Source organism: Streptomyces sp. NPDC003247, from assembly GCF_042888135.1.
Classification (GTDB): Bacteria; Actinomycetota; Actinomycetes; order Streptomycetales; family Streptomycetaceae; genus Streptomyces.
Map to the genome: position 1 here is coordinate 168,767 of NZ_JBIAPF010000001.1, position 21,603 is coordinate 190,369.

Here is a 21,603-nt window from a genome sequence, read left to right on the forward strand (position 1 = left end):
GCGGTGAACCGCCGACGAGAGCCCAGCCACATCCGAGTCACGCGTCCCTCCAAGGGTCCCGGAGCAACCGCCGCGGCCGGAACCCGCCGTCAGGCGCCCGCGCCGAGTCCGCGGACCGCTTCCGCGAACGCGTCACCGCGCTGGTTGTAGTTGGCGAACATGTCCATGGAGGCGCAGGCCGGGGCGAGCAGCACCGTGTCGCCTTCGGCGGCGAGGCGCCGGGCCTCCTGGACAGCCGCGAGCATCGCCCCAGTGTCGGTCCGGTCGAGGTCGACGACGGGTACTTCCGGGGCGTGTCGCGCGAGGGCGTCGCGGATCAGCGCACGATCGGCACCGATGAGGACGACCCCGCGCAGCCGCCCGGCGGACCGGGCGACCAGCTCGTCGAAGGCGGCGCCCTTGGCGAGTCCGCCCGCGATCCACACGATCGACCCGTACGCCGCCAACGAGGCTTCCGCCGCGTGGGTGTTGGTGGCCTTGGAGTCGTCGACGTAGGCGACGCCGTCCACGTCCGCCACGTGGGCGATGCGGTGGGCGTCGGGGGTGAAGGCCCGCAGGCCGTCCCGTACGGCCCTGGCGGGCACCCCGAAGGCGCGCGCGAGGGCCGCCGCCGCAAGGGCGTTGGCGATGTTGTGCGGGGCCGGCGGGTTCACGTCGGAGACCTCGGCGAGCTCCTGGGCGTTCTGCTGCCGGTTCTCGACGAAGGCGCGGTCGACCAGGATGCCCTCCACGACGCCGAGTTGGGAGGGGCCGGGCGTGCCGAGCGTGAACCCGACGGCGCGGCAGCCCTCCTCGACGTCCGCCTCGCGCACCAGGTCCTCGGTGGCCTTGTCGGCGACGTTGTAGACGCAGGCGATCCGGTTGCCCTCGTAGATCCGGCCCTTGTCCCTGGCGTACGCCTCCATGGAGCCGTGCCAGTCGAGGTGGTCGGGGGCCAGGTTGAGGACGGCCGCCGAGTGGGCGCGCAGCGAGGGCGCCCAGTGCAGCTGGTAGCTGGAGAGCTCCACGGCGAGGACGTCGTACTCCTCCTCGCCGAGGACCGCCTCCAGCAGCGAGACGCCGATGTTGCCGACGGCCGCCGTGCGCAGGCCCGCCGCCCGGAGGATGGAGGCGAGCATCTGGACGGTGGTGGTCTTGCCGTTGGTGCCGGTGACGGCGAGCCAGGGGGCCGCGTCCGGGCCGCGCAGGCGCCAGGCGAGCTCGACGTCGCCCCAGACCGGCACCCCGGCCTCGTGCGCCGCCGCGAAGAGCGGCTTGTCCGGCTGCCAGCCGGGGGCGGTGACGATCAGCTCGGTGCCCTCGGGCAGGGTGGCCCCGTCACCGAGGCGCACGGTGATGCCGAGCGACTCCAGTTCGGCCGCCTGGGCACGCGCGCGTGCGTCGTCGCCGTCGTTGACGACGGTGACCCGCGCGCCGAGCCCGTGCAGCACCTTGGCCGCCGGGACGCCGGAGACGCCCAGTCCGGCGACGGTGACGTGCTTGCCCTGCCAGTCGGTCACTTTTCTGCTGCCCATCCCGCGTAGAAGAGACCCAGTCCGACGATGACGCAGATGCCCTGGATGATCCAGAAGCGGACCACGACAAGGACTTCGGACCAGCCCTTGAGTTCGAAGTGGTGCTGGAGCGGTGCCATGCGGAAGACGCGCTTGCCGGTCAGGCGGAAGGAGCCGACCTGGATGACCACCGACATGGTGATGAGGACGAACAGACCGCCCAGGATGGCGAGCAGCAGCTCGGTGCGGGAGCAGATCGCCAGACCCGCGAGGACACCGCCGAGCGCCAGCGAACCGGTGTCGCCCATGAAGATCTTGGCCGGCGAGGTGTTCCACCACAGGAAGCCCAGGCAGGCGCCCATCAGCGCGGAGGAGACGACCGCGAGGTCCAGCGGGTCGCGCACCTCGAAGCACGCGTTGGGGTTGGTCAGGGTCTCGCCGTTGGCGCAGGACTCCTGGAACTGCCAGACGCCGATGAACGTGTAGGCGCCGAAGACGAGCACGGAGGCGCCGGTGGCGAGGCCGTCCAGACCGTCGGTGAGGTTCACGCCGTTCGACATGGCGAGGATCATGAACAGCGCCCAGACGACGAACAGCACCGGGCCGATCGTCCAGCCGAAGTCCGTGATGAACGACAGCTTGGTGGAGGCGGGGGTGATGTCGCGGGCGTCGGCGAACTGGAGCGAGAGCACCGCGAAGGCGATGCCGACGATCAGCTGGCCGGCCATCTTCGCCTTGGCCCGCAGACCCAGCGACCGCCGCTTGACGATCTTGATGTAGTCGTCGAGGAAGCCGACCAGGCCCATGCCGACCATCAGGCCGAGCACCAGCAGACCCGAGTAGGTCGGCGTCTGGCCGGTGATGACCTTGGACAGGAAGTACGCGGCCACGGTCGCCAGGATGAAGGCGATACCGCCCATGGTCGGCGTACCGCGCTTGCTGGCGTGCTCGCGCGGGCCGTCGTCACGGATGTACTGGCCGTATCCCTTGCGCGCGAGCAGCTTGATCAGCAGTGGCGTGCCGACCAAGGTCAGGAAGAGACCGATGACACCCGAGAACAGGATCTGCTTCATCATCGGGCAGCGACCTCACCCTCGGCACCGGTCGCGAGCAGCGCCTGCGCGACGCTCTCGAGGCCGACCGAACGGGACGCCTTCACGAGTACGACGTCTCCCGGGCGCAACTCGCTGCGCAACAGGTCGACCGCCGCCTGTGCGTCGGACACGTGCACCGACTCCTCACCCCACGAACCCTCGTTATATGCGCCCAGTTGCAGCCAGGCGGCTTCCCTGCCCCCGACCGCGACGAGCTTGCTGACGTTGAGCCGGACGGCGAGCCGTCCGACCGCGTCGTGCTCGGCGAGCGCCTCGTCCCCCAGCTCGGCCATCTTGCCGAGCACCGCCCACGTACGGCGCCCGGTGCCCATGGCGGCCAGCGCACGCAGGGCGGCCTTCATGGACTCGGGGTTCGCGTTGTAGGCGTCGTTGACGATCGTCACGCCGTCCGGGCGCTCGGTGACCTCCATCCGCCAGCGGGAGAGGGAGCCCGCCTCGGAGAGCGCGGTGGCGATCTCTTCCGCGGACATGCCCAGCTCATGGGCGACGGCGGCCGCGGCGAGCGCGTTCGACACGTGGTGCTCACCGTACAGGCGCATGGTCACATCGCTTGCACCGGAGGGTGTGTGAAGCCTGAAGCAGGGCTGTCCGTTGTCCGTGAGTCGTACGTTCTCGGCGCGTACGTCCGCTTCGCCCGACTCCCCGAACAGGACCACCCGTGCGGCCGTCCGGGAGGACATGGCCCGGACCAAGGGGTCGTCCGCGTTGAGGACGGCGATGCCGCCGTCGTCCGCCGCGGGCAGGGACTCGACCAGTTCGCCCTTCGCCTGCGCGATCTGCTCGCGGCCGCCGAACTCGCCGATGTGGGCGCTGCCGACGTTGAGCACGAGCCCGATCCGCGGGGGCGTCAGGCCGGTGAGGTAGCGGATGTGGCCGATGCCGCGGGCGCCCATCTCCAGCACGAGGAACTTCGTCTCCTCGGTGGCGGACAGGGCGGTCAGCGGCAGCCCGATCTCGTTGTTGAGCGAGCCGGGCGTCCACACCGTCGGCGCCTTGTGCTGGAGCACCTGCGCGATGAGGTCCTTGGTGCTGGTCTTGCCGGCCGAGCCGGTGAGGGCGACGAGCGTCGTGCCGAGCGTGCGCACGACGTGCCGGGCGAGGGCGCCGAGCGCCGCCTGGACGTCGTCCACCACGATCGCGGGCACGCCGACGGGGCGCGACGCCAGGACGGCCGCCGCGCCCGCCTCCACGACCGCGCGGGCGAAGTCGTGGCCGTCCACGCGTTCGCCGACGAAGGCGACGAAGAGGCTGCCGGGCTCCACCTCGCGGGAGTCCCGGACGACCGGCCCGGTGACGCGCGCGGTCGGATCCGGTATGTCGTGCGTCTGCCCGCCGACGACTGCTGCGATCTCGGCGAGGGAGAGGGCGATCACAAGTTCATCCCTGGGTCTTCTGGATAGCTTCGCGAAGCACCTGGCGGTCGTCGAAGGGACGGACCACACCGGCGATGTCCTGGCCCTGCTCATGGCCCTTGCCCGCGACCAGCACGGTGTCGCCGGGCCGTGCGCGGCCGACGGCGGCGGCGATCGCGGCGGCCCGGTCCTCGAAGAGCTGGACCTCGCCGCGCTCGTGGGCCGGCACGGAGGCGGCGCCCTGGAGCATGGCCGCGAGGATCGCGAGGGGGTCCTCGGAGCGGGGGTTGTCGGAGGTGAGTACGGCGGTGTCGGCGAGCCGGGCCGCGGCGGCGCCCATCGGCGCGCGCTTGGTGGTGTCGCGGTCGCCGCCGCAGCCGAGCACGATGTGCAGCCGGCCCTTGGTGACCTTGCGCAGCGCCCGGAGGACGGATTCGACCGCGTCCGTCTTGTGCGCGTAGTCGACGACCGCGAGGTAGGGCTGCCCGGCGTCCACCCGCTCCAGCCGGCCCGGCACGCCCGGTACGGCGGCGACGCCGTCGGCGGCGGCCTGCGGGTCGAGGCCGGCCACGGAGAGGGCGACGATCGCGGCGAGGGTGTTGGCCACGTTGAAGGGGCCGGGCAGCGGCGACCTGGCGGCGACGCGCTCGCCGCGGGGGCCGACGGCGGTGAACGTCGAGTCCATGGGGCCGATCCGGACGTCCTCGGCGCGCCAGTCGGCGTCGGGGTGCCCCTCGGCGGAGAAGGTGACGACCGGGACCTCGGCCTCCCCGGCGGCGAGCCTGCGGCCGTACTCGTCGTCGAGGTTGACCACGCCGAGTTTGCTGCGTTCACGTGTGAACAGCTGTGCCTTGGCCCGGAAGTAGTCCTCCATGTCGGAGTGGAACTCCATGTGCTCCGGGCTGAGGTTGTTGAACACGGCGATGTCGAAGACGCAGCCGTCGACCCGGCCGAGGACCAGGGCGTGACTGGAGACCTCCATCGCCACGGCGTCGACGCCGCGTTCGCGCATGACCGCGAAGAGGGCCTGGAGGTCGGTGGCCTCGGGGGTGGTGCGCTCGGACTTGATCCGCTCGTCGCCGACGCGCATCTCGACGGTGCCGATGAGTCCCACCCGTCGCCCGTCACCGCCCTCGGCCGGCGGCGCTCCGCGCCGGTCTGCCTGCTCCGTGGTGCGGGTGGCCTTCAGGCCGCCCTCGACGAGGTACGCCGTCGTGGTCTTGCCGGAGGTGCCGGTGATGCCGATCTGGAGCAGGTCGCGGCCGGGGTGGCCGTAGATCGTGGCCGCCAGTTCGCCCATGCGTCCGCGCGGGTCGTCGACGACCAGCACCGGCAGACCGGTCGCGGCGGCGCGCTCGGCGCCGGTCGGGTCGGTCAGGACGGCGACCGCGCCAAGGCCCGCGGCCTGGGTGACGAAGTCGGCGCCGTGCAGGCGGGCGCCCGGGAGGGCGGCGTACAGGTCGCCGGGACGGACGGCGCGGGAGTCGTGGGTGATGCCCGTGACCTCGGCGGCGCCCTGCGGCGTGGCGGCACCCAGCTGATCGGCGAGCTCCGCGAGGGGTGTGGCGGAGACCTGAACCGGTCGCGGCGGCCCCGGATACGTCACGGAAGCGCCCTTCTGGGTGGTTTGGGACTGATCAGCGTGTGGCACGGCGGTGAGCGTACCGGGCGTACCCGCCTGCGGGCGAAGTGAGGGCCGCGGCGGGGTCCCGGTCGGGGCGTGGTTCCCGGGATCGGGGGTGATCATGGTCACGGGCTGTTTTCCTGGCTGGTTCGGCGCTGAACACGGGCGGGCGGACGGGCTGAGGGGCTCACGGGTCGGGGGCGGGGCGGGGACGCCCGGGAGGGCTCAGGGGGTGAAGGAGACCGGGAGGTTCGCGGCCTTCGCCCCGGTCGGGGGCACCTGGAGGGACTTCAGGGTGAACTCCATGACCTGCTTGAAGACGGGACCGCAGATCTGGCCGCCGAAGTAGCTGCCCTCGGTGGCGTTCTGGATCGCGCAGTAGACGGTGACGCGGGGGTTGTCGGCGGGCGCGAACCCGGCGAAGGACGAGGTGTAGCCGTTGTACTTGCCGGTGGCCGGATCCACACGGTTGGCGGTGCCGGTCTTGCCCGCCACGCGGTAGCCGGGGATGCGGGCCTTGGCGCCGGTTCCCTCCTCGTCGTCCACGACCGACTCCAGCATCTGGGCGAGGGTCTTGGCCGTCTTCTCGCTGACCACCCGGGTCTTCTGCGGGGCCTCGGCCGCGGTGAAGCGTCCGTCGGGCCCCTTGGTGCCGCGCACCAGGGTGGGCTCGACGCGGACCCCGCCGTTGGCGATCGTCGAGTAGACGGAGGCCGCCTGGACGGCGTTGATGGACACGCCCTGGCCGAAAGGAATCGTGTACTGCTGCGAGGTGGACCAGTCGTCGGGCGCCGCGAGGATGCCCTTGGTCTCGCCGGGGAAGCCGAGCCCGGTGTAGCTGCCGATGCCGAACTTGCGCAGGTAGGAGTAGAGGACCTCGTTCGCCTCGGACTGCGTCTCGCCCAGCTGGCCGGTCGCCAGGATGGTGCCGATGTTGCTGGACTTCGCGAGCACGCCGTTGAGCGTGAGGTACCAGGTCGGGTGGTCGATGTCGTCCTGGAAGAGCCGGTCGCCGCGGTGCAGCCGGTTGGGCACGGTGACGTGCGTCAGGGGGGTGGCGGCGTTCTCCTCCAGCACCGCGGCCATCGACATGACCTTGGCGGTGGAGCCGGGCTCGTAGGCGTCCTGGAGGGCCGCGTTGCCGAGCGCCGCGGGGTCGGCGTCGGACAGGTCGTTGGGGTCGAAGCCGGGCGAGTTGGCCATGGCGAGGATCTCGCCGGTGCGGGTGTCCTGGACGACGACGTAGCCGCGGTCCGCCTTCGACTCCTCCACCTGCTCGGTGATGGCGTTCTGCGCGGCCCACTGGATGTCCCGGTCGATCGTCAGCTCGACGTCGGAACCGGGCACGGCGGGCGTCTCGGTGGAGCCCGCGGTGGGTACCTGGCGGCCGCCGGACTGGGCGTAGCGGATCTTGCCGTCCTTGCCGGTCAGGACCGTGTTCAGCTGCTGCTCGACGCCTCCGCCGCCCTTGCCGTCGGCGTTGACCCAGCCCAGTATCCCGGCGGCGATGTCGCCGTTGGGGTACACGCGCTTGCTGCTGGGGACGGAGAAGACGCCGGCGAGGACGTTGACCGTGGAGCCGTCCGTCTCCGCCTTGGTGGCGAGCGCGGACTTCAGGTCCTTGATCTGCTTCCAGACCTGCGGGGTCTGCCGGCTGGCCAGCTTGGCGTAGCGGGCGTCCTCGTTCTCCGGCCGCAGCTTCGCGACGAGGTCGGACTGCTCCTGGCCGAGGATCGGCGCGAGGAGCGCGGCCGCCTGCTCGGGACCGTCGTCGATCTTCAGCTGCTCGCGCGCGAACATCGTCGGGTCGGCGGTGATGTCGTAGGCGTCCTCGCTGGTCGCCAGGGCCACGCCGGAGCGGTCGGTGATCTCACCGCGCTCGGCGGCCAGCACCTGTCCGACGTACCGGTTCTGCTCGGCCGCGGCGGCGTACGTGCTCGCGTCGACGGCCTGCACCTGGAGCAGCCGCACGACGAAGGCGACCAGCACCAGCGTCAGCGCGAGGCCCACCATCCGCAGGCGCGGCCGCGGGCTGCCGAGCCGGATGACACGGGGAGCCCCGGGCCGCGGCGCGGCCGGCCGGCGGGCCGGGCGGGCACCGGGCCCGGGGCGGCGCCGGGCCGCGGCGGGCCGCGAGGGCCGGGCGGGCCGGGCGGGGCCGGGAACGCGCCGGCGCGGCGGTTGCCTGTCGGACACTTCCGTCACCTGCCGGGGGTCGGGGGAAGGACTGGGGTGGGCACCGCCGTCGGGGCGGGGGCCGCGGGGTAGGGGTCGGCCGCGGCCGCCGGGGACGGGGCGTCGGAGGCGGAGGTCACCGCGGCCAGGCCGGAGGCGATCACCTCGGGGGGCCGTACGGCCCTGGCGGTGTCGGCCGAGGACCGCGGGGCGGCGGAGGGCACGCCCTTCACGGTGCCGTCCGGGTCGAGGAAGGCGGGGTCGCCGCCGGGCACCATGCCGAGTTCACGGGCGCGGCGCTGGAGCGCGTCCGGGGCCGAGTAGGAGTCGATGTCCCGCTGGAGCGCCTGTTCCTCGTCGGTGAGGGCCTTGGTCTCCTTCTCCAGGTCGTCCTTCCGGAACGACCCCTCGCTGAGCGCGGAGTTCAGCACCAGCAGACCGATGAGGCCGCCGCCGAGGAGCAGCACGACGAGCAGCACGAAGGGGGTGCGGGCGGCCTGGCGCGGGCCCGCCGGGAAGAGACGCGCGAGCCGGGCGGCCCTCCCCCTCAGTTCGGGTTTCCCGCTCACTCGCCCTCCCCTGGGTCGGAGTCACGAACCCACTCGGGCCGGGGTGTCCCCCGGCGTGCCCGCCTCACACCCGTCACTCAACGGCCTCCCTGATGCGCTCGGCCCCGCGCAGCCGGGCCGGAGCCGCCCGCCGGTTCTCGGCGATCTCTTCCTCGGTGGGAAGTTCGGCACCGCGCGTGAGCAGCTTGAGCCGCGGCTGGTAGCGCTCGGGCACGACCGGCAGTCCGGGCGGCGCGGTGGAGGCGGCTCCGGCCGCGAACACCTGCTTGACCAGCCGGTCCTCCAGCGAGTGGTACGACAGTACGGCGATCCGCCCGCCGACGGCGAGGGCGTCGACCGCGGCCGGGATCGCGCGCTCCAGCACGGCGAGCTCACCGTTGACCTCGATGCGCAGGGCCTGGAAGGTGCGCTTGGCGGGGTTGCCGCCGGTCCGCTTGGCGGCCTGCGGCAGCGCGCCCCGGATCAGCTCGACGAGCCGGGCGCTGTACGTGAACGGCTCCTTCTCCCGTTCCCGCACGATCGCGGAGACGATCCGCTTGGCCTGCTTCTCCTCGCCGTACGCCCGCAGGATGCGCACCAGTTCACCGGGCGGGTAGGTGTTGAGGACCTCGGCGGCGCTGATGCCGGTCGTCTGGTCCATGCGCATGTCGAGCGGGGCGTCCTGGGCGTAGGCGAACCCCCGCTCGGCCTCGTCGAGTTGCATGGAGGACACCCCGAGGTCGAACAGCACGCCCTGCACGCGCGGGCTGCCGAGGCGCTCCAGCACCTCGGGCAGTTCGTCGTACACGGCGTGCACGAGGGTGGCGCGGTCGCCGTAGGGCGCCAGCCGCTCGCCGGACAGGCGCAGCGCCTCGGTGTCGCGGTCGAGGGCGACGAGCCGGACGTCGGGGAACCGGGTGAGCAGGGCCTCGCTGTGCCCGCCGAGCCCGAGGGTGCAGTCGACGACGACGGCTCCGGGCCGCTCCAGGGCGGGGGCCAGCAGGTCCAGGCACCGCCGGAGCATCACCGGGACGTGCCGGGTCCGTCCCTCCGGTCGTGCGCCCTCGCCGTCGTTCGCATGCGCTTCGCGCCCCTCCACCTCTTGGGCCCTCTCAGATCCGGCGGGCCCGTCCGCACCGCCGGGTCCCCTCGCTCCCCGGCGGACGCGGGGGTACCCCCGGTGACGGGAGGCCCGCCGGCGCCTCAGGCGTCAGCCGGCCGGGAGCGGGAGGAGGCCGAGCCGTACGTACGCGCCGCGCACGCGGGGAGATCTCCGGCTGCCGCGCCGGGGTCTCACAGGGAATTCACCAGCGGGAAGATCGTCGCCTCCCGCTTCGCGCCACTTTAGTCCACCCTGTCTCGCGGTCAATCAACCGGCCTGCGCGTCGCGGGCCCGCCCGGGCGCCAAGCGGTGTGCGGGCGGATTTCACCCGGTCGGCCGCGGCACGCTCCCTCCTGTGGCTTACCTCACAGGCGACGGGTGATGACGGCTTTTTCCCTTCTCACGACAGGCCCGGAACGCCGGTGACCAGTAACGTCATGGCTATGACGACTTCTGCATCCGTACCCGTCGAGTCCGAAGGCGCCATAGGCGGCGGCACCGTCACCGACCGCCTGGTCGAGGCGAACGAGCGGTACGCCGCCCAGTTCTCCGACCCCGGCATGGACGCCCGCCCCGTGCTGCGGGTGGCCGTCGTGGCCTGCATGGACGCCCGTCTCGACCTGCACGCCGCCCTCGGCCTGGAACTCGGCGACTGTCACACCATCCGCAACGCGGGCGGCGTCGTCACCGACGACGTGATCCGCTCCCTCACCATCAGCCAGCGCAAGCTGGGCACGCGCAGCGTCGTGCTCATCCACCACACCGGCTGCGGCCTTGAGTCGATCACCGAGGATTTCCGTAACGAACTGGAGATGGAGGTCGGTCAGCGTCCCGCCTGGGCCGTGGAGGCGTTCCGGGACGTCGACCAGGACGTACGGCAGTCGATGCAGCGGGTGCGCACCTCACCGTTCCTGCAGCACACCGACGACGTGCGCGGTTTTGTCTTCGACGTGAAGACCGGCCTGCTGCGCGAGATCGACCCGGGACAACCGTCCTGAGACCTGACATATCGCTGTCAGTTGTCCACAGGCGAGTGACACGAATCGGTAACGGCGGCAAGAATGCGGGAGTGGTGTCACGCGGGGGTCTCCCCGCGTGGTGCCCGTGTTTCGGGGTGGGCCGGTCCGCACAGCGTCGGCCCGGAGGAACGGGCCGAGGAGGGCCGGGTGACGACCTATGACGATCGAGCGAGCCTCACTGATCTGACCGCGACTGTGGAGCGTGTCCGCAGTTCGGTGGAGGGAGTGATCGAGGGCAAGCCCGAGGTCGTACGGCTTTCGCTGACCGTGCTGCTCGCCGAGGGCCATCTTCTGATCGAGGACGTCCCCGGCGTGGGCAAGACGATGCTCGCGAAGGCGCTGGCCCGTTCCATCGACTGTTCGGTGCGGCGCATCCAGTTCACGCCCGACCTGCTGCCGTCGGACATCACCGGCGTGTCGATCTGGGACCAGCAGCGCCGCGACTTCGAGTTCAAGCCGGGCGCGATCTTCGCGCAGATCGTGATCGGCGACGAGATCAACCGCGCCTCGCCCAAGACCCAGTCCGCGCTGCTGGAGTCGCTGGAGGAGCGCCAGGTCACCATCGACGGGCAGTCCTACGAACTGCCCAGCCCGTTCATGGTGGTGGCCACGCAGAACCCGATCGAGATGGAGGGCACCTACCCGCTGCCCGAGGCCCAGCGCGACCGTTTCATGGCGCGCGTCTCCATCGGCTACCCGAGCCCCGAGGCCGAGTTGCAGATGCTCGACGTGCACGGCGGGGTGAACCCGCTGGACGACCTCCAGCCGGTGGCGCACGCGCACGAGATCGTCAAGCTGATCGACGCCGTCCGCGGGGTGCACGTCGCCGAGGCGGTGCGCAGGTACGCCGTCGACCTGGTCGCCGCCACCCGCACCCACCCCGACCTCAGACTCGGCGCCTCGCCGCGCGCGACGCTGCACCTGCTGCGCGCGGCGAAGGCGTCCGCCGCGCTCGGCGGCCGGGACTACGCGCTGCCGGACGACGTGCAGCAGCTCGCCGTGGCCGTCCTGGCCCACCGTCTGCTGCCCACCGCGCAGGCCCAGCTCAACCGCCGTACGGCCGAGCAGGTCGTCGAGGAGATCCTCCAGCGCACCCCGGTGCCCGCGGCCCCCGGGCAGCAGCGCGGGCACGGCTTCGGGGCCGGCGCGCAGGCCTTCGACCAGCAGCCGCCGCGGAGGCTGTGATGGCCTCCGGCGGGACCGGGCGGGACGAGGACGGGCGCGACGAGCGGGGCGGTGCCCGCACCGCGCTGGCCGGCCTCACCACCCGCGGCCGCTCCTTCCTGGCCGCCGGCGTCGCGGCCGCCGTCTGCGCGTACGTGCTCGGGCAGCCGGACCTGCTGCGGGTGGGACTGCTGCTGGCCGCACTGCCCCTGGTCTGCACGGCCGTGGTCTACCGCACCCGCTACCGGGTCTCCGGCAGCCGCCGGCTGTCGCCCGCGCGGGTGCCCGCCGGCGGCGAGGCGCGGGTCCACCTGCGCATGGACAACGTCTCCCGCCTGCCCACGGGCCTGCTGATGCTCCAGGACCGGGTGCCCTACGTGCTCGGGCCGCGCCCCCGCTTCGTGCTGGACCGGGTGGAGCCGGGCGGCCGCCGCGAGGTGTCCTACCGGGTCCGCTCCGACCTGCGCGGCCGCTACCCGCTGGGCCCCCTCCAGCTGCGGCTGAACGACCCGTTCGGCATGTGCGAGCTGACCCGCTCCTTCTCGACGTACGACACCCTGACGGTGATCCCGCGCGTGGAGCCGCTGCCGCCGGTCCGGCTCGGCGGCGAGGCCAAGGGGTACGGCGACGGGCGGCAGCGCTCCCTGGCGCTGGCCGGCGAGGACGACGTGATCCCGCGCGGCTACCGCTACGGCGACGACCTGCGGCGTGTGCACTGGCGTTCCACGGCCCGCTACGGCGAGCTGATGGTGCGCCGGGAGGAGCAGCCCCGGCGCGCGCGCTGCACCGTGCTCCTCGACACCCGCGCGCTCGCCTTCCGGGGCGCGGGCCCCGACTCGGCCTTCGAGTGGGCGGTCTCGGCCGCCGCGTCCGTGCTGGTGCACATGCTGGAGCGGGGCTTCTCCGTGCGGCTGCTGACCGACACGGGCAGCTCGGTGCCCGGCGAGGGCGCCGACGGGTTCGCCGGGGCGAGCCAAGGGTCGGCGGACTCGGCCGGGCTGATGATGGACACCCTCGCCGTGATCGACCACTCCGACGGCACCGGTCTGTCGCCGGCCTACGACGTGCTGCGCGGCGGCGACGAGGGGCTGCTGGTGGCGTTCCTCGGGGAGCTCGACGAGGAGCAGGCCGCGGTGGCCGCGAGGATGCGCCGGCGCAGCGGGGGTGCCGTCGCCTTCCTGCTGGACGGCGACGGCTGGGGGCGTGAACCGAATGCCGGGCCCGATCCGATGAACAGGACACAGGAGCGGCTGCGCCTGCTGCGCGAGGCGGGGTGGACGGCCCTGGGCGTGCCGCGGGGCGCCGCGCTGGACGAGCTGTGGCGCCGGGCGGACGGCGAGCGCTCCGGTGCGGTGACGGCGGGCGGCGGGACGAGCGGAAGGGGGGCGGGATCATGAGCGGGCGGGCGCGGCTCACCCTGTGTTCGGCGGCGGCCACGCTGGCGGCGTCGAGCGCCCTGCTGCCCCTGGTCGACCGGCTGGTCTGGGTCGTGCAGGCCGCGTTCCTGCTGGCCGTCCAGTCCCTGGTGGGCGCGGCGGCGCGGCGGGTCCCGTCGGCCCGGCCGCTGACCGTCCTGGCCCAGGCGCTGGTCACGCTGGTACTGCTCACCGTGGTCTTCGCCCGGGAGTACGCCCTCGCCGGGCTGGTCCCCGGCCCGGAGGCGTTCCAGCACTTCGCCGACCTGCTGCGGGCCGGCGCGGACGACGTGGGGCGGTACGCGATCCCGGCCCCGCTGTCCGACGGCATCCGGCTGATGCTGGTCGGCGGGGTGCTGGTGATCGGTCTGGCGGTGGACACCCTCGCGGTGACCTACCGCAACGCGGCGCCGGCCGGCCTGCCGCTGCTCGCGCTGTACTCGATCGCCGCGGGCCTGTCCGACGGAGCGGCCGACTGGGTGTGGTTCCTGGTCGCCGCCGCGGGATATCTGATGCTGCTGCTGGCCGAGGGCCGGGAGCGGCTCTCGCAGTGGGGCCGGGTCTTCGGCGGCGGCGCGCGCGCCGCGGGGGGACCGTCCGCCCCCGTGGCCCCGGTGCGCACCGGGCGGCGGATCGGTGCGGCCGCCCTGGGCGTGGCCCTGGTGGTGCCGCTGCTGCCGCTGCCCGCGATCGACGGCGGCCTGCTGGACGGCGCCGGCGCCGGAGTGGGGGCGGGCAGCGGCGGCGGGGGCACGATCTCCGCGGTCAACCCGCTGGTGTCCCTGCGCGACAGCCTGAACGTGGACGAGGACCGCACGGTCCTGACCCTGCGCACCGACTCCGCCGACGTCTCGGAGCTGTACCTGCGGATCGTCTCCCTGGACGACTTCGACGGCACCACGTGGAAGCCGTCGAAGCGGACCATCGTCGCCGTGCCGGACGAGCTGCCCACGCCCACCGGCCTGGGCCCGGACGTCCGGCGCTCGCAGATCACCACCCGGGTCTCGGCCGCCGGCTGGTACGCCCAGGACTGGCTGCCGATGCCGTACCCGCCGAGCGGTGTCCGGATCGACGGCAACTGGCGGTACGAACCGGTCGGCATGGCCCTCGTCGGCGACCACGGCGAGACCACGCGCGGCAAGACGTACCAGGTCGACAGCCTCGACGTGCGGCCGACGGCACAGCAGCTGGCCTCGGCGCCGGAGGCCCCCGGGGCGATCCGCGGCGAGTACACCGAGGTGCCGGACTCGCTTCCGGCGGTGGTGGAGCGCACGGCCCGCGCGGTGACCGAGGGGGCGGCGAACGACTACGAGCGCGCGGTGGCGTTGCAGGACTGGTTCGCGGTGACGGGCGGGTTCGAGTACGACACCGAGGTGGAGGTCGGCGGCGGCACGAACGCGATCGCCCGGTTCCTCCGCGACAAGCAGGGCTTCTGCGTGCACTTCTCGTTCGCGATGGCGGCGATGGCGCGCACGCTGGGCATCCCGGCCCGGGTCGCGGTGGGCTTCGCGCCCGGCTCGCCGCAGGCGGACGGTTCGGTGGTGGTGGGTCTGAAGGACGCGCACGCCTGGCCGGAACTGTACTTCGAGGGGGTGGGCTGGACCCGCTTCGAGCCGACGCCGACGCGGGGCACGACGCCCTCGTACACCGTCCCGGAGGTGTCGGGCGACGCCGTCCCGGAGCTGCCGCGGACGTCGGCCCCGGCGGACGCGTCCCCGTCGGCGGAGCCGTCGGAGAGCACGAGCTGTTCGGCGGTCGACCGGCAGGTCGACGACTGCGCCGGCGCGCTGCCGCAGGACCCGGCGGAGCAGGGCGGCGGGGGCACCCCCTGGTACCGGACCGCCGGCTGGACCCTGCTGGGGGCGGCGGCCCTGATGGTTCCGCTGCTGCCGATGCTGTGGCGGCGCAGACGCCGCGCGGTGCGGCTGGCGTCGGCCCGGCACACCGGGTCCGCCGGAACCGGCCCGGGACCGGGTGCCCGCAGGACCGGCGGCGGGCACGGTCCGGGCGTCGGCGCCGGTCCGGCGGTGCTGCCGGAGGTGCCGTCGCACGAGGCCGCGGAGGCGGCCGCCGGGCATGTGCTGGCGGTGTGGCGGGAGCTCACCGACACGGCCTGGGACTACGGCATCGCCCCCGACGAGGCGCTGACGCCCCGCCGGGCGGCCGAGCGGATCGTCCGGCTCGGTGAGCTGGACGAGGCGGCGGCCCGCTCGGTGCACCGGGTCGCGGGCGCCGTGGAGCAGGTGCTGTACGCGCCGGAGCCACGGGCCGAGGCGGGTCTGGCCGACGAGGTGCGCGGGGTGTGGGCGGCCCTGCGCGCGCGGGCCGGCCGGCGCGCGCGGCTGCGTGCGGTGCTGGCACCGCGTTCGGCCGTCCGTGCGGTCTGGGACCTCATGGACCGGTGGACGGCCCTGCGGGCGGCCGGGTCGGCCCGGTGGGCGTCCCTGACCCGCCGCACGTCACCGTCCGGCCACGAGGGCGGCTGACCGGGCCGGGCGCGGGCCGGGGGGACGGCGGGCGGCGGGCGGGCTCTGAGCCCGGAGGGCCCGGAGGCCCGGTGGGCCCGGAGGCCAGGAGGGCCCGGAGGCCCGGTGGGCGGCGGGCGGCGGGCGCGCTCTGAGCCCGGAGGCCCGGTGGGCGGCGGGCGCGCTCTGGCCCAGCGGGCCAGAAGGAACGGCGGGCGGCGCGTGCTCCGAGCCCGGCAAGCCGGTGGGAGGCCGTGAGCTTCCTGAGCCCCACGGGCCGGCCCGAGCGGTCGGCCGATCGGAGTCGGTGAGTTCGAGCCCCACGGGCCGGTCCGAGCGGTCGGCCGATCGGAGGCGGTGAGTTAGAGCCCCACGGGCCGGCCCGAGCGGTCGGCCGGTGGGAGCGGTGGTGGCCTCGCGGTGCGGGGCCACCGGGAAGCGCTGCGTTCGGCCCCCGTCCCGGGAGTGATCCGCGGGCGGGGGCCGAATGCAGGGGATGCGATGCTCCCGGAGGCCGTTCGCTGCGGGGCGGGGTGCCCTGTCGGGGCCGCCAGGCGGGCGACGAGGGCCGCACAAGGCTGGACGAGCAACTGGGCCGGGCCGTGGCGGCGGGGTGGGCGCATGCGTGAGGGGGTGACCACCCGACCGGGTGGTCACCCCCTCACCGAAGTCGTGGCACGGACCGTACGGCCCTGCCGGTCGCCGGGGCGGAACTCAGTGGCCGTGGCCACCCTGCTCGTCACGGCGGCGCTGCCAGCGCTGCTCGATCCGGTCCATCATGGAGCGTTTCGCCCGTCCCTGACCGCGAGCGTGCGGGGCGGCTCCCGTCGGCTGTTCACCGGGTTTGGGCGCCTTGCGCCAGCCGGTCACGGCGAGAACCGCGCACCCCAGCATGACGAGGAATCCCACCACGCTGAGCCAGACCTGCTTGGCGACCATACCGGCCATGAGGAGCGCGATACCCACCAGGAAGCCCGCGACTGCCTGGTAGACCCGCCGCCGGGTGTACGTACGCAGCCCGCTTCCCTCGAGCGCCGACGCGAACTTGGGATCTTCGGCGTACAGCGCTCGCTCCATCTGCTCGAGCATGCGCTGCTCGTGCTCCGAGAGCGGCACGGAGTCCTCCTCATCGTGCAGTCGCCGGGGCGACCCGGGGGGTCCCTTCAGGATAGGCAGGGAATCGCCCCCGTGAAACCCGCCCCTCTGCGCCAATTGGCCAACCGGAGCCCGCCATGGACGTCCCGGTCCGCTGACAACTCCATTCCCCAGCGGCCGACCCGTCATGCCGGGCGGTCTCCCTCGATCATACGGCGCACAGCGCTCGAACGGGGGGCCTGTGGCGTACTCCATGTGCGGCCGCGCCGCTGATCAGCGGCGCGTCCCGGGAGTGCGCTCAGGTACCGTCCGCCGCCCGCGTCTCACCGAGCACATGGAGCTGCGTGGCCACGGAGTGGAAGGCGGGCAGCTCGGCCGCCGCCTCCTCCAGCTTCAGCAGGGCTTCCAGGGCGCCGGGCTCGGTGTCCACGAGGACGCCGGGGACGAGGTCGGCGAAGACGCGCACGCCGTGCACGGCGGCGACCCTGAGTCCGGCGCCCTCGACCAGTCCGGTGAGCTGCTCGGCGGTGAAGCGGTGGGGCACGGGGTCGCCCTCGCCCCAGCGGCCGTCCGGGTCGGCGAGGGCCTGGCGGGCCTCCTTGAAGTGGCCGGCGAGGGCCCGGGCGAGGACGGCTCCGCCGAGGCCGGCGGCGAGCAGGCTGAGGACGCCCTCGGAGCGCAGCGCGGCCACCGCGTTGCGGACGCCCTCGGCCGGGTCGTCGACGTACTCCAGGACGCCGTGGCACAGGACGGCGTCGTAGCCGCCGCGCTCGGCGACGTCGAAGAGGCCGTGGGCGTCGCCCTGCACACCGCGCACCCGGTCGGCGACGCCGGCCTCGGCGGCGCGGCGCTCCAGGGCGAACAGCGCGTTGGGGCTGGGGTCGACGACGGTGACCCGGTGCCCGAGGCGGGCGGCGGGCACGGCGAAGTTGCCGCTGCCGCCTCCCGTGTCGAGGACGTCCAGCGACTCACGCCCCGTGGCCTTGACCCGGCGGTCGAGGGCGTCGCGGAGGACCTCCCAGACCACGGCGGTACGGAGAGAGGCGCGGGGGCGCATCGGGTCCGGCACGGCAGTTGACTCCTCGGCGCGGCACCGCCTCTTGCGCGGCGGAGCGAACGGGGTACCTCCCCGGCCCCGGGCTGCGGGAGGAGGGAAGGTCTCAGGCGTCTTCCACCCTATTGCCTTCCGTACCGCGCCTGGTCACTGCGGTGCGCACGGGTCGCGGGGAGCGGGCGCGCCCCCGGCGGGCGGTGGTCCGGCGCCCGGTTCACCGGCGCGGGGAGCGGGCCGTACGCACGGCACTGGTGACGACCTCCTCACCCCGCGTCCGGCATGCCCCGGCCCGGCTCCGGTCCGCCCGGCCCGCCCCCGGCGCCCGGCGTGTCCGGTTCCCCGCCCTCCTGGCGGGGCGGGGGCAGGACCGGCTGGAGGACCAGCAGGCGCTCCACCAGGCGGACGAACATCGCCACGTCGCGTATCAGGTCGTCGGCGTCGCGGCGGCTGGCCGCGCCGCGGATGCCGGCCTCGGCCCGGGCGCGGCGCCCGGCGCCGGAGGCGAACAGGGCGCTCCACTCGGTGAGTTCGGGCGCGATCTCGGGGAGCACTTCCCAGGCGCTCCGGATGCGGGCGCGGCGCTTGGGTGTGGTCTCGGGCCGTCCGCGCGCGGCGAGCACGGCGGCGGCGGTGCGCAGGGCCGCGAGGTGGGCCGTGGCGTACCGCTCGTTGGGAGTCTCGAGGACGGTCGCCTCGTCCAGTCCGGCGCGGGCCTGGGCGAGCAGGTCGAGGGCGGCGGGCGGGGCCGTGGTCCGGCGCAGCACGGGGTGCACATCGCTCGCCGGGCCGGTCAGTGAGGGGGCAGGGCCGGTACCGCGGTGCCGACGGGCGGCTGCTGCGTGGTGGCTGGCCATGACGAACCTCCTGTCGTCTGGGTGACGGCACACCTACTACGGGTGCCGTATGTGCCCATCGTGCGGTATGCCACTGACAATCCGTTCTGACCTGGGCTTTTGCTTCACCCGAAGGTTCGGGCTAGTTTTTGCACTGACCAGTCAGTTCAAAAGAGTCGGGCAGGGGGAAGCGTGACCGGGGACGGAGACGGGGTCGGTGTCACGGCCGAGGGCTTCGGACTGCGCGGCCCGCGCGGGTGGGCGTTCCGGGACGTCGGTCTCGACGCGGCGCCCGGCTCGCTGATCGTGATCGAGGGCGCGTCCGGCTCCGGCCGGACCAGCCTGCTGCTGGCGCTCACCGGCCGGATGAGGGCGACGGACGGCACCGCGACCGTGGGCACGGCACGGCTGCCGAAGAACCTGGCGGCGGTGCGCCGGATCAGCGCCCTGGCCCACGTCGCCGGAGTCACCGACCTCGACCCGGCCCTGACCGTCGGCGAGCACCTGCGCGAACGGGCGCTGCTGGAACGGCGGTTCGCCGGGTCCGTACGGGAGCTGTTGCGGCCGCGCGCGGAGAAGGCGGCCGGGACGAGGCGGTGCGTGGACGCCGCGCTGGCCGCGGCCGGGCTCGACCCGGAGGCGCTGCCCAAGGGTTCCCGGACCGCCGTACGCGATCTGGAGCGGCTGGAGGCCCTGCGGCTCTCCGTGGCGCTGGCGCTCGTCGGCCGGCCGCGGCTGCTCGGTGTCGACGACGCCGACCTGAAGCTGTCCGAGGCCGAACGGGCCGACGTCCACGCGCTGTTCGCGTCCCTCACCGAGGCCGGCACGACGGTGGTCGCGGTCTGCGGTGAGGCTCCCGAGGGAGCCGTCACGGTCGCCACCCGCGGCTCCCGCGACGAACCGGCGGACGACCACGCCGACCGGGACGCGCCCCCCGGCACAGCCCACGCAGGGGGCACGGCCGAAACGAACGACACGGACGACACGGACGGCACGGACGGCACGGACGACAAGGAGGACCCGGCGGATGCGCTCGCCGAAACTGGCCGCGCTTGAGCTGCGCCGCTTCGGCCGGGGGAAGCTCCCCCGGGCCGCGCTGGTCGCGCTCCTGCTGCTGCCCCTGCTCTACGGCGCGCTGTACCTGTGGTCCTTCTGGGACCCCTACGGCCGCCTCGACCGCATCCCCGTTGCCCTGGTGAACGACGACGAGGGCGCGACCGCCGACGGCCGCAGGATCACCGCCGGGGACGACATCACCGAAGAGCTGCGCGACAGCGAGGTCTTCGAGTGGCACGAGGTGAGCGCGGCGCAGGCACGCGCGGGTGTGGAGGACGGGACGTACTACCTGTCGCTGACCATGCCCACCGACTTCAGCCGGCGGATCGCCTCCAGCGCGGGCGACTCCCCCGAGACCGGCGCCCTGCGGGTGCGCACCAACGACGCGAACAACTACATCGTCGGGCAGATCTCGCGGACGGTCTTCAGCGAGGTGCGCTCGGCCGCGTCGACGAAGGCGTCGCGCTCCTTCCTGGACCGGATCTTCATCTCGTTCTCCGACATCCACGGCCGGACGGTGGAGGCGGCCGACGGCGCCGACCAGCTCGAAGGAGGCCTCGGCAAGGCGGAACAGGGCTCCCAGGACCTCGCCGACGGGCTGAAGGACGCCAAGACCGGCAGCGGCAAGCTGTCCAAGGGCCTGAAGAAGCTCGACAAGGGCGCCGGCGACCTGGAGGACGGCGCGCAGAAGGTCGCGGACGGCACCAAGGCCCTCGCCGACAAGGTCAACACGGCCTACGCCAAGGCCGGGCCGTTCCTCGAGGACAACGAGAAGACCATCGGGGACACCGCCCAACTGGTCGCCGACTCCGCCCAGGTGATCCGCGGTCACCTCGCCACCCTGGTCAAGACGGCCCCCGCCGCCGCCGAGAGCGCCCACACCGCCTCCGACACCCTGGCCGGTGTGTACCGCACGCGGTGCGAGACCCCGGTGCTGCCCGACGCCGCCTGCGCCGACCTGGAGAAGGCGAGGGACGCGGCCGCCGACGTCGCGCTGGTCGCCGACGACGTCGACACGCTCGTCACCGACCAGGACGGCGATCTGGAGGCGCTCCGCACCGACCTCGGCACGCTCCAGGAGCAGGCCCAGGCGCTCGCCGACCGCGCCCCGCACCTCTCGGAGGACATCGCCGACGCCGTGTCCCGGATCAACGCGCTCGACAAGGGGGCCGCCGAGGTCGCCGCGGGCGCCGAGAAGCTGCACACCGGCCTCGGCACCGCCGACACCGGGGCCGCGGACCTCGACGAGGGCGTCGGCACGCTCAAGACCGGCGCCGAGGACCTCAACGACGGCATGTACAAGCTGGTCGACGGCTCCGTGAAGCTCGCCGGCGGGCTGCGCGACGGCGCCGCGCAGATCCCCGACTACGACGAGCGGGACCGCGACGCGCGCACGGCCGTCATGGCGGACCCCGTGCGGCTCGCGACGCAGGACCTGCACAAGGCGCCCAACTACGGCACCGGATTCGCCCCGTACTTCATCCCGCTGTCGCTGTGGGTGGGCGCGATGGTGGCGTACATGCTGATCCCGCCGTTGAACCGGCGCGCGCTCGCGGCGGGCGCCTCGGCCTGGCGGATCGCGCTGGCCGGCTGGCTGCCGGTGGTGGCGATCGGAGTACTTCAGACGGCGGCGCTGATGGCGGTGCTGCACTGGGCGATCGGCCTGGACATGGCACGGGCGGCCGGCACGGTGGGCTTCCTGTTCCTGGTGACGGCCTGCTTCGCGGCCCTGGTGCAGTGGCTCAACGCCCGCTTCGGCGCGGCGGGCCGCATCCTCGTCCTCGCCCTGCTGATGCTCCAGCTGACCTCGGCGGGCGGCACCTACCCGGTGCAGACGAGCCCCGGCTTCTTCAACGCGCTCCACCCCTTCCTGCCGATGAGCTACGTCGTCGAGGCGCTGCGCCGGCTCATCACGGGCGGTGGTCTGCAACCGGTGTGGCACGCGTGCGTGGTGCTGGCCGCCTTCACCGCGGGCGCCCTCGCGCTGACCGCCCTGTCCGCGCGCCGCCGCCAGGTGTGGACACTGGACCGGCTGCACCCGGAACTCACGCTGTGACCACGCGGTCGGGGCTCCCGGGCGGCCGGGCACCTGT

At 73.7% G+C, this 21,603-nt stretch carries 16 protein-coding genes; 6 read left to right on the forward strand and 10 right to left on the reverse strand.

From position 1 onward, the window contains the following. Positions 1-89: 89 nt before the first annotated feature. From murD to rsmH, 7 genes are all read right to left on the reverse strand, one after another. Positions 90-1,514 (reverse strand): UDP-N-acetylmuramoyl-L-alanine--D-glutamate ligase, encoded by a 1,425-nt coding sequence (gene murD / locus ACFYWQ_RS00715; protein WP_389511583.1) that lies wholly within the window; start codon positions 1,512-1,514, stop codon positions 90-92. Next, complete coding sequence (mraY, locus tag ACFYWQ_RS00720) at positions 1,496-2,569, reverse strand: phospho-N-acetylmuramoyl-pentapeptide-transferase (protein ID WP_385078426.1); 1,074 nt, start codon at positions 2,567-2,569, stop codon at positions 1,496-1,498. Before mraY ends, murD begins: the two co-directional genes overlap by 19 nt. Continuing rightward, entirely contained in the window at positions 2,566-3,981 is a 1,416-nt protein-coding gene (gene murF / locus ACFYWQ_RS00725; protein WP_389511584.1) for a UDP-N-acetylmuramoyl-tripeptide--D-alanyl-D-alanine ligase, read from the reverse strand. The genes mraY and murF overlap by 4 nt, the downstream gene beginning before the upstream one ends. 4 nt (positions 3,982-3,985) lie before the next feature. Next, a complete protein-coding gene (locus ACFYWQ_RS00730) occupies positions 3,986-5,713 on the reverse strand; it encodes a UDP-N-acetylmuramoyl-L-alanyl-D-glutamate--2,6-diaminopimelate ligase (protein ID WP_389511585.1) in 1,728 nt (575 codons plus the stop codon). Between the two features lie 96 nt (positions 5,714-5,809). Beyond that, entirely contained in the window at positions 5,810-7,780 is a 1,971-nt protein-coding gene (locus ACFYWQ_RS00735; protein ID WP_389511586.1) for a peptidoglycan D,D-transpeptidase FtsI family protein, read from the reverse strand. 5 nt (positions 7,781-7,785) lie between these two features. Continuing rightward, positions 7,786-8,328 (reverse strand): septum formation initiator family protein, encoded by a 543-nt coding sequence (locus ACFYWQ_RS00740; RefSeq protein WP_389511587.1) that lies wholly within the window; start codon positions 8,326-8,328, stop codon positions 7,786-7,788. 73 nt (positions 8,329-8,401) lie between these two features. Beyond that, positions 8,402-9,406 (reverse strand): 16S rRNA (cytosine(1402)-N(4))-methyltransferase RsmH, encoded by a 1,005-nt coding sequence (gene rsmH, locus ACFYWQ_RS00745; RefSeq protein WP_389511588.1) that lies wholly within the window; start codon positions 9,404-9,406, stop codon positions 8,402-8,404. A 446-nt stretch (positions 9,407-9,852) separates the two neighbouring features. Here rsmH and ACFYWQ_RS00750 point away from each other — a divergent pair, with 446 nt between their 5' ends. From ACFYWQ_RS00750 to ACFYWQ_RS00765, 4 genes are all read left to right on the forward strand, one after another. Then, a complete protein-coding gene (locus ACFYWQ_RS00750) occupies positions 9,853-10,407 on the forward strand; it encodes a beta-class carbonic anhydrase (RefSeq protein WP_389511589.1) in 555 nt (184 codons plus the stop codon). A gap of 168 nt (positions 10,408-10,575) precedes the next feature. Beyond that, positions 10,576-11,613 (forward strand): AAA family ATPase, encoded by a 1,038-nt coding sequence (locus ACFYWQ_RS00755; protein ID WP_389511590.1) that lies wholly within the window; start codon positions 10,576-10,578, stop codon positions 11,611-11,613. Further along, positions 11,613-12,989: a DUF58 domain-containing protein gene (locus tag ACFYWQ_RS00760; protein WP_389511591.1), complete on the forward strand. Its 1,377-nt coding sequence runs from the start codon at positions 11,613-11,615 to the stop codon at positions 12,987-12,989. The genes ACFYWQ_RS00755 and ACFYWQ_RS00760 overlap by 1 nt, the downstream gene beginning before the upstream one ends. Then, complete coding sequence (locus ACFYWQ_RS00765; RefSeq protein ID WP_389511592.1) at positions 12,986-15,493, forward strand: DUF3488 and DUF4129 domain-containing transglutaminase family protein; 2,508 nt, start codon at positions 12,986-12,988, stop codon at positions 15,491-15,493. The genes ACFYWQ_RS00760 and ACFYWQ_RS00765 overlap by 4 nt, the downstream gene beginning before the upstream one ends. Positions 15,494-16,186: 693 nt before the next feature. Here ACFYWQ_RS00765 and ACFYWQ_RS00770 read toward each other — a convergent pair. The 3 genes from ACFYWQ_RS00770 to ACFYWQ_RS00780 form a co-directional block, all read right to left on the reverse strand. After that, complete coding sequence (locus ACFYWQ_RS00770) at positions 16,187-16,588, reverse strand: DUF3040 domain-containing protein (RefSeq protein ID WP_389511593.1); 402 nt, start codon at positions 16,586-16,588, stop codon at positions 16,187-16,189. A gap of 277 nt (positions 16,589-16,865) precedes the next feature. Continuing rightward, positions 16,866-17,636, reverse strand: coding sequence for a methyltransferase (locus tag ACFYWQ_RS00775; protein ID WP_389511594.1), 771 nt, complete (start codon positions 17,634-17,636; stop codon positions 16,866-16,868). Between the two features lie 248 nt (positions 17,637-17,884). Next, a complete protein-coding gene (locus ACFYWQ_RS00780; protein WP_389511595.1) occupies positions 17,885-18,475 on the reverse strand; it encodes an SAV_6107 family HEPN domain-containing protein in 591 nt (196 codons plus the stop codon). Between the two features lie 171 nt (positions 18,476-18,646). Here ACFYWQ_RS00780 and ACFYWQ_RS00785 point away from each other — a divergent pair, with 171 nt between their 5' ends. Continuing rightward, positions 18,647-19,510 carry an ATP-binding cassette domain-containing protein gene (locus tag ACFYWQ_RS00785; RefSeq protein WP_389511596.1) on the forward strand — a complete coding sequence of 288 codons (864 nt, stop codon included), beginning with the start codon at positions 18,647-18,649 and terminating at the stop codon, positions 19,508-19,510. Then, entirely contained in the window at positions 19,482-21,566 is a 2,085-nt protein-coding gene (locus ACFYWQ_RS00790) for a YhgE/Pip family protein (RefSeq protein ID WP_389511597.1), read from the forward strand. Before ACFYWQ_RS00785 ends, ACFYWQ_RS00790 begins: the two co-directional genes overlap by 29 nt. Positions 21,567-21,603: the final 37 nt, after the last annotated feature.

Excerpts from the sequence above, each read along its gene's own strand:
- murD (WP_389511583.1), bottom strand. The coding sequence starts at position 1,514 with ATGGGCAGCAGAAAAGTGACCGACTGGCAGGGCAAGCACGTCACCGTC.
- mraY (WP_385078426.1), bottom strand. The coding sequence starts at position 2,569 with ATGATGAAGCAGATCCTGTTCTCGGGTGTCATCGGTCTCTTCCTGACC.
- ACFYWQ_RS00750 (WP_389511589.1), top strand. The coding sequence starts at position 9,853 with ATGACGACTTCTGCATCCGTACCCGTCGAGTCCGAAGGCGCCATAGGC.
- ACFYWQ_RS00760 (WP_389511591.1), top strand. The coding sequence starts at position 11,613 with ATGGCCTCCGGCGGGACCGGGCGGGACGAGGACGGGCGCGACGAGCGG.
- ACFYWQ_RS00765 (WP_389511592.1), top strand. The coding sequence starts at position 12,986 with ATGAGCGGGCGGGCGCGGCTCACCCTGTGTTCGGCGGCGGCCACGCTG.
- ACFYWQ_RS00780 (WP_389511595.1), bottom strand. The coding sequence starts at position 18,475 with ATGGCCAGCCACCACGCAGCAGCCGCCCGTCGGCACCGCGGTACCGGC.
- ACFYWQ_RS00790 (WP_389511597.1), top strand. The coding sequence starts at position 19,482 with ATGCGCTCGCCGAAACTGGCCGCGCTTGAGCTGCGCCGCTTCGGCCGG.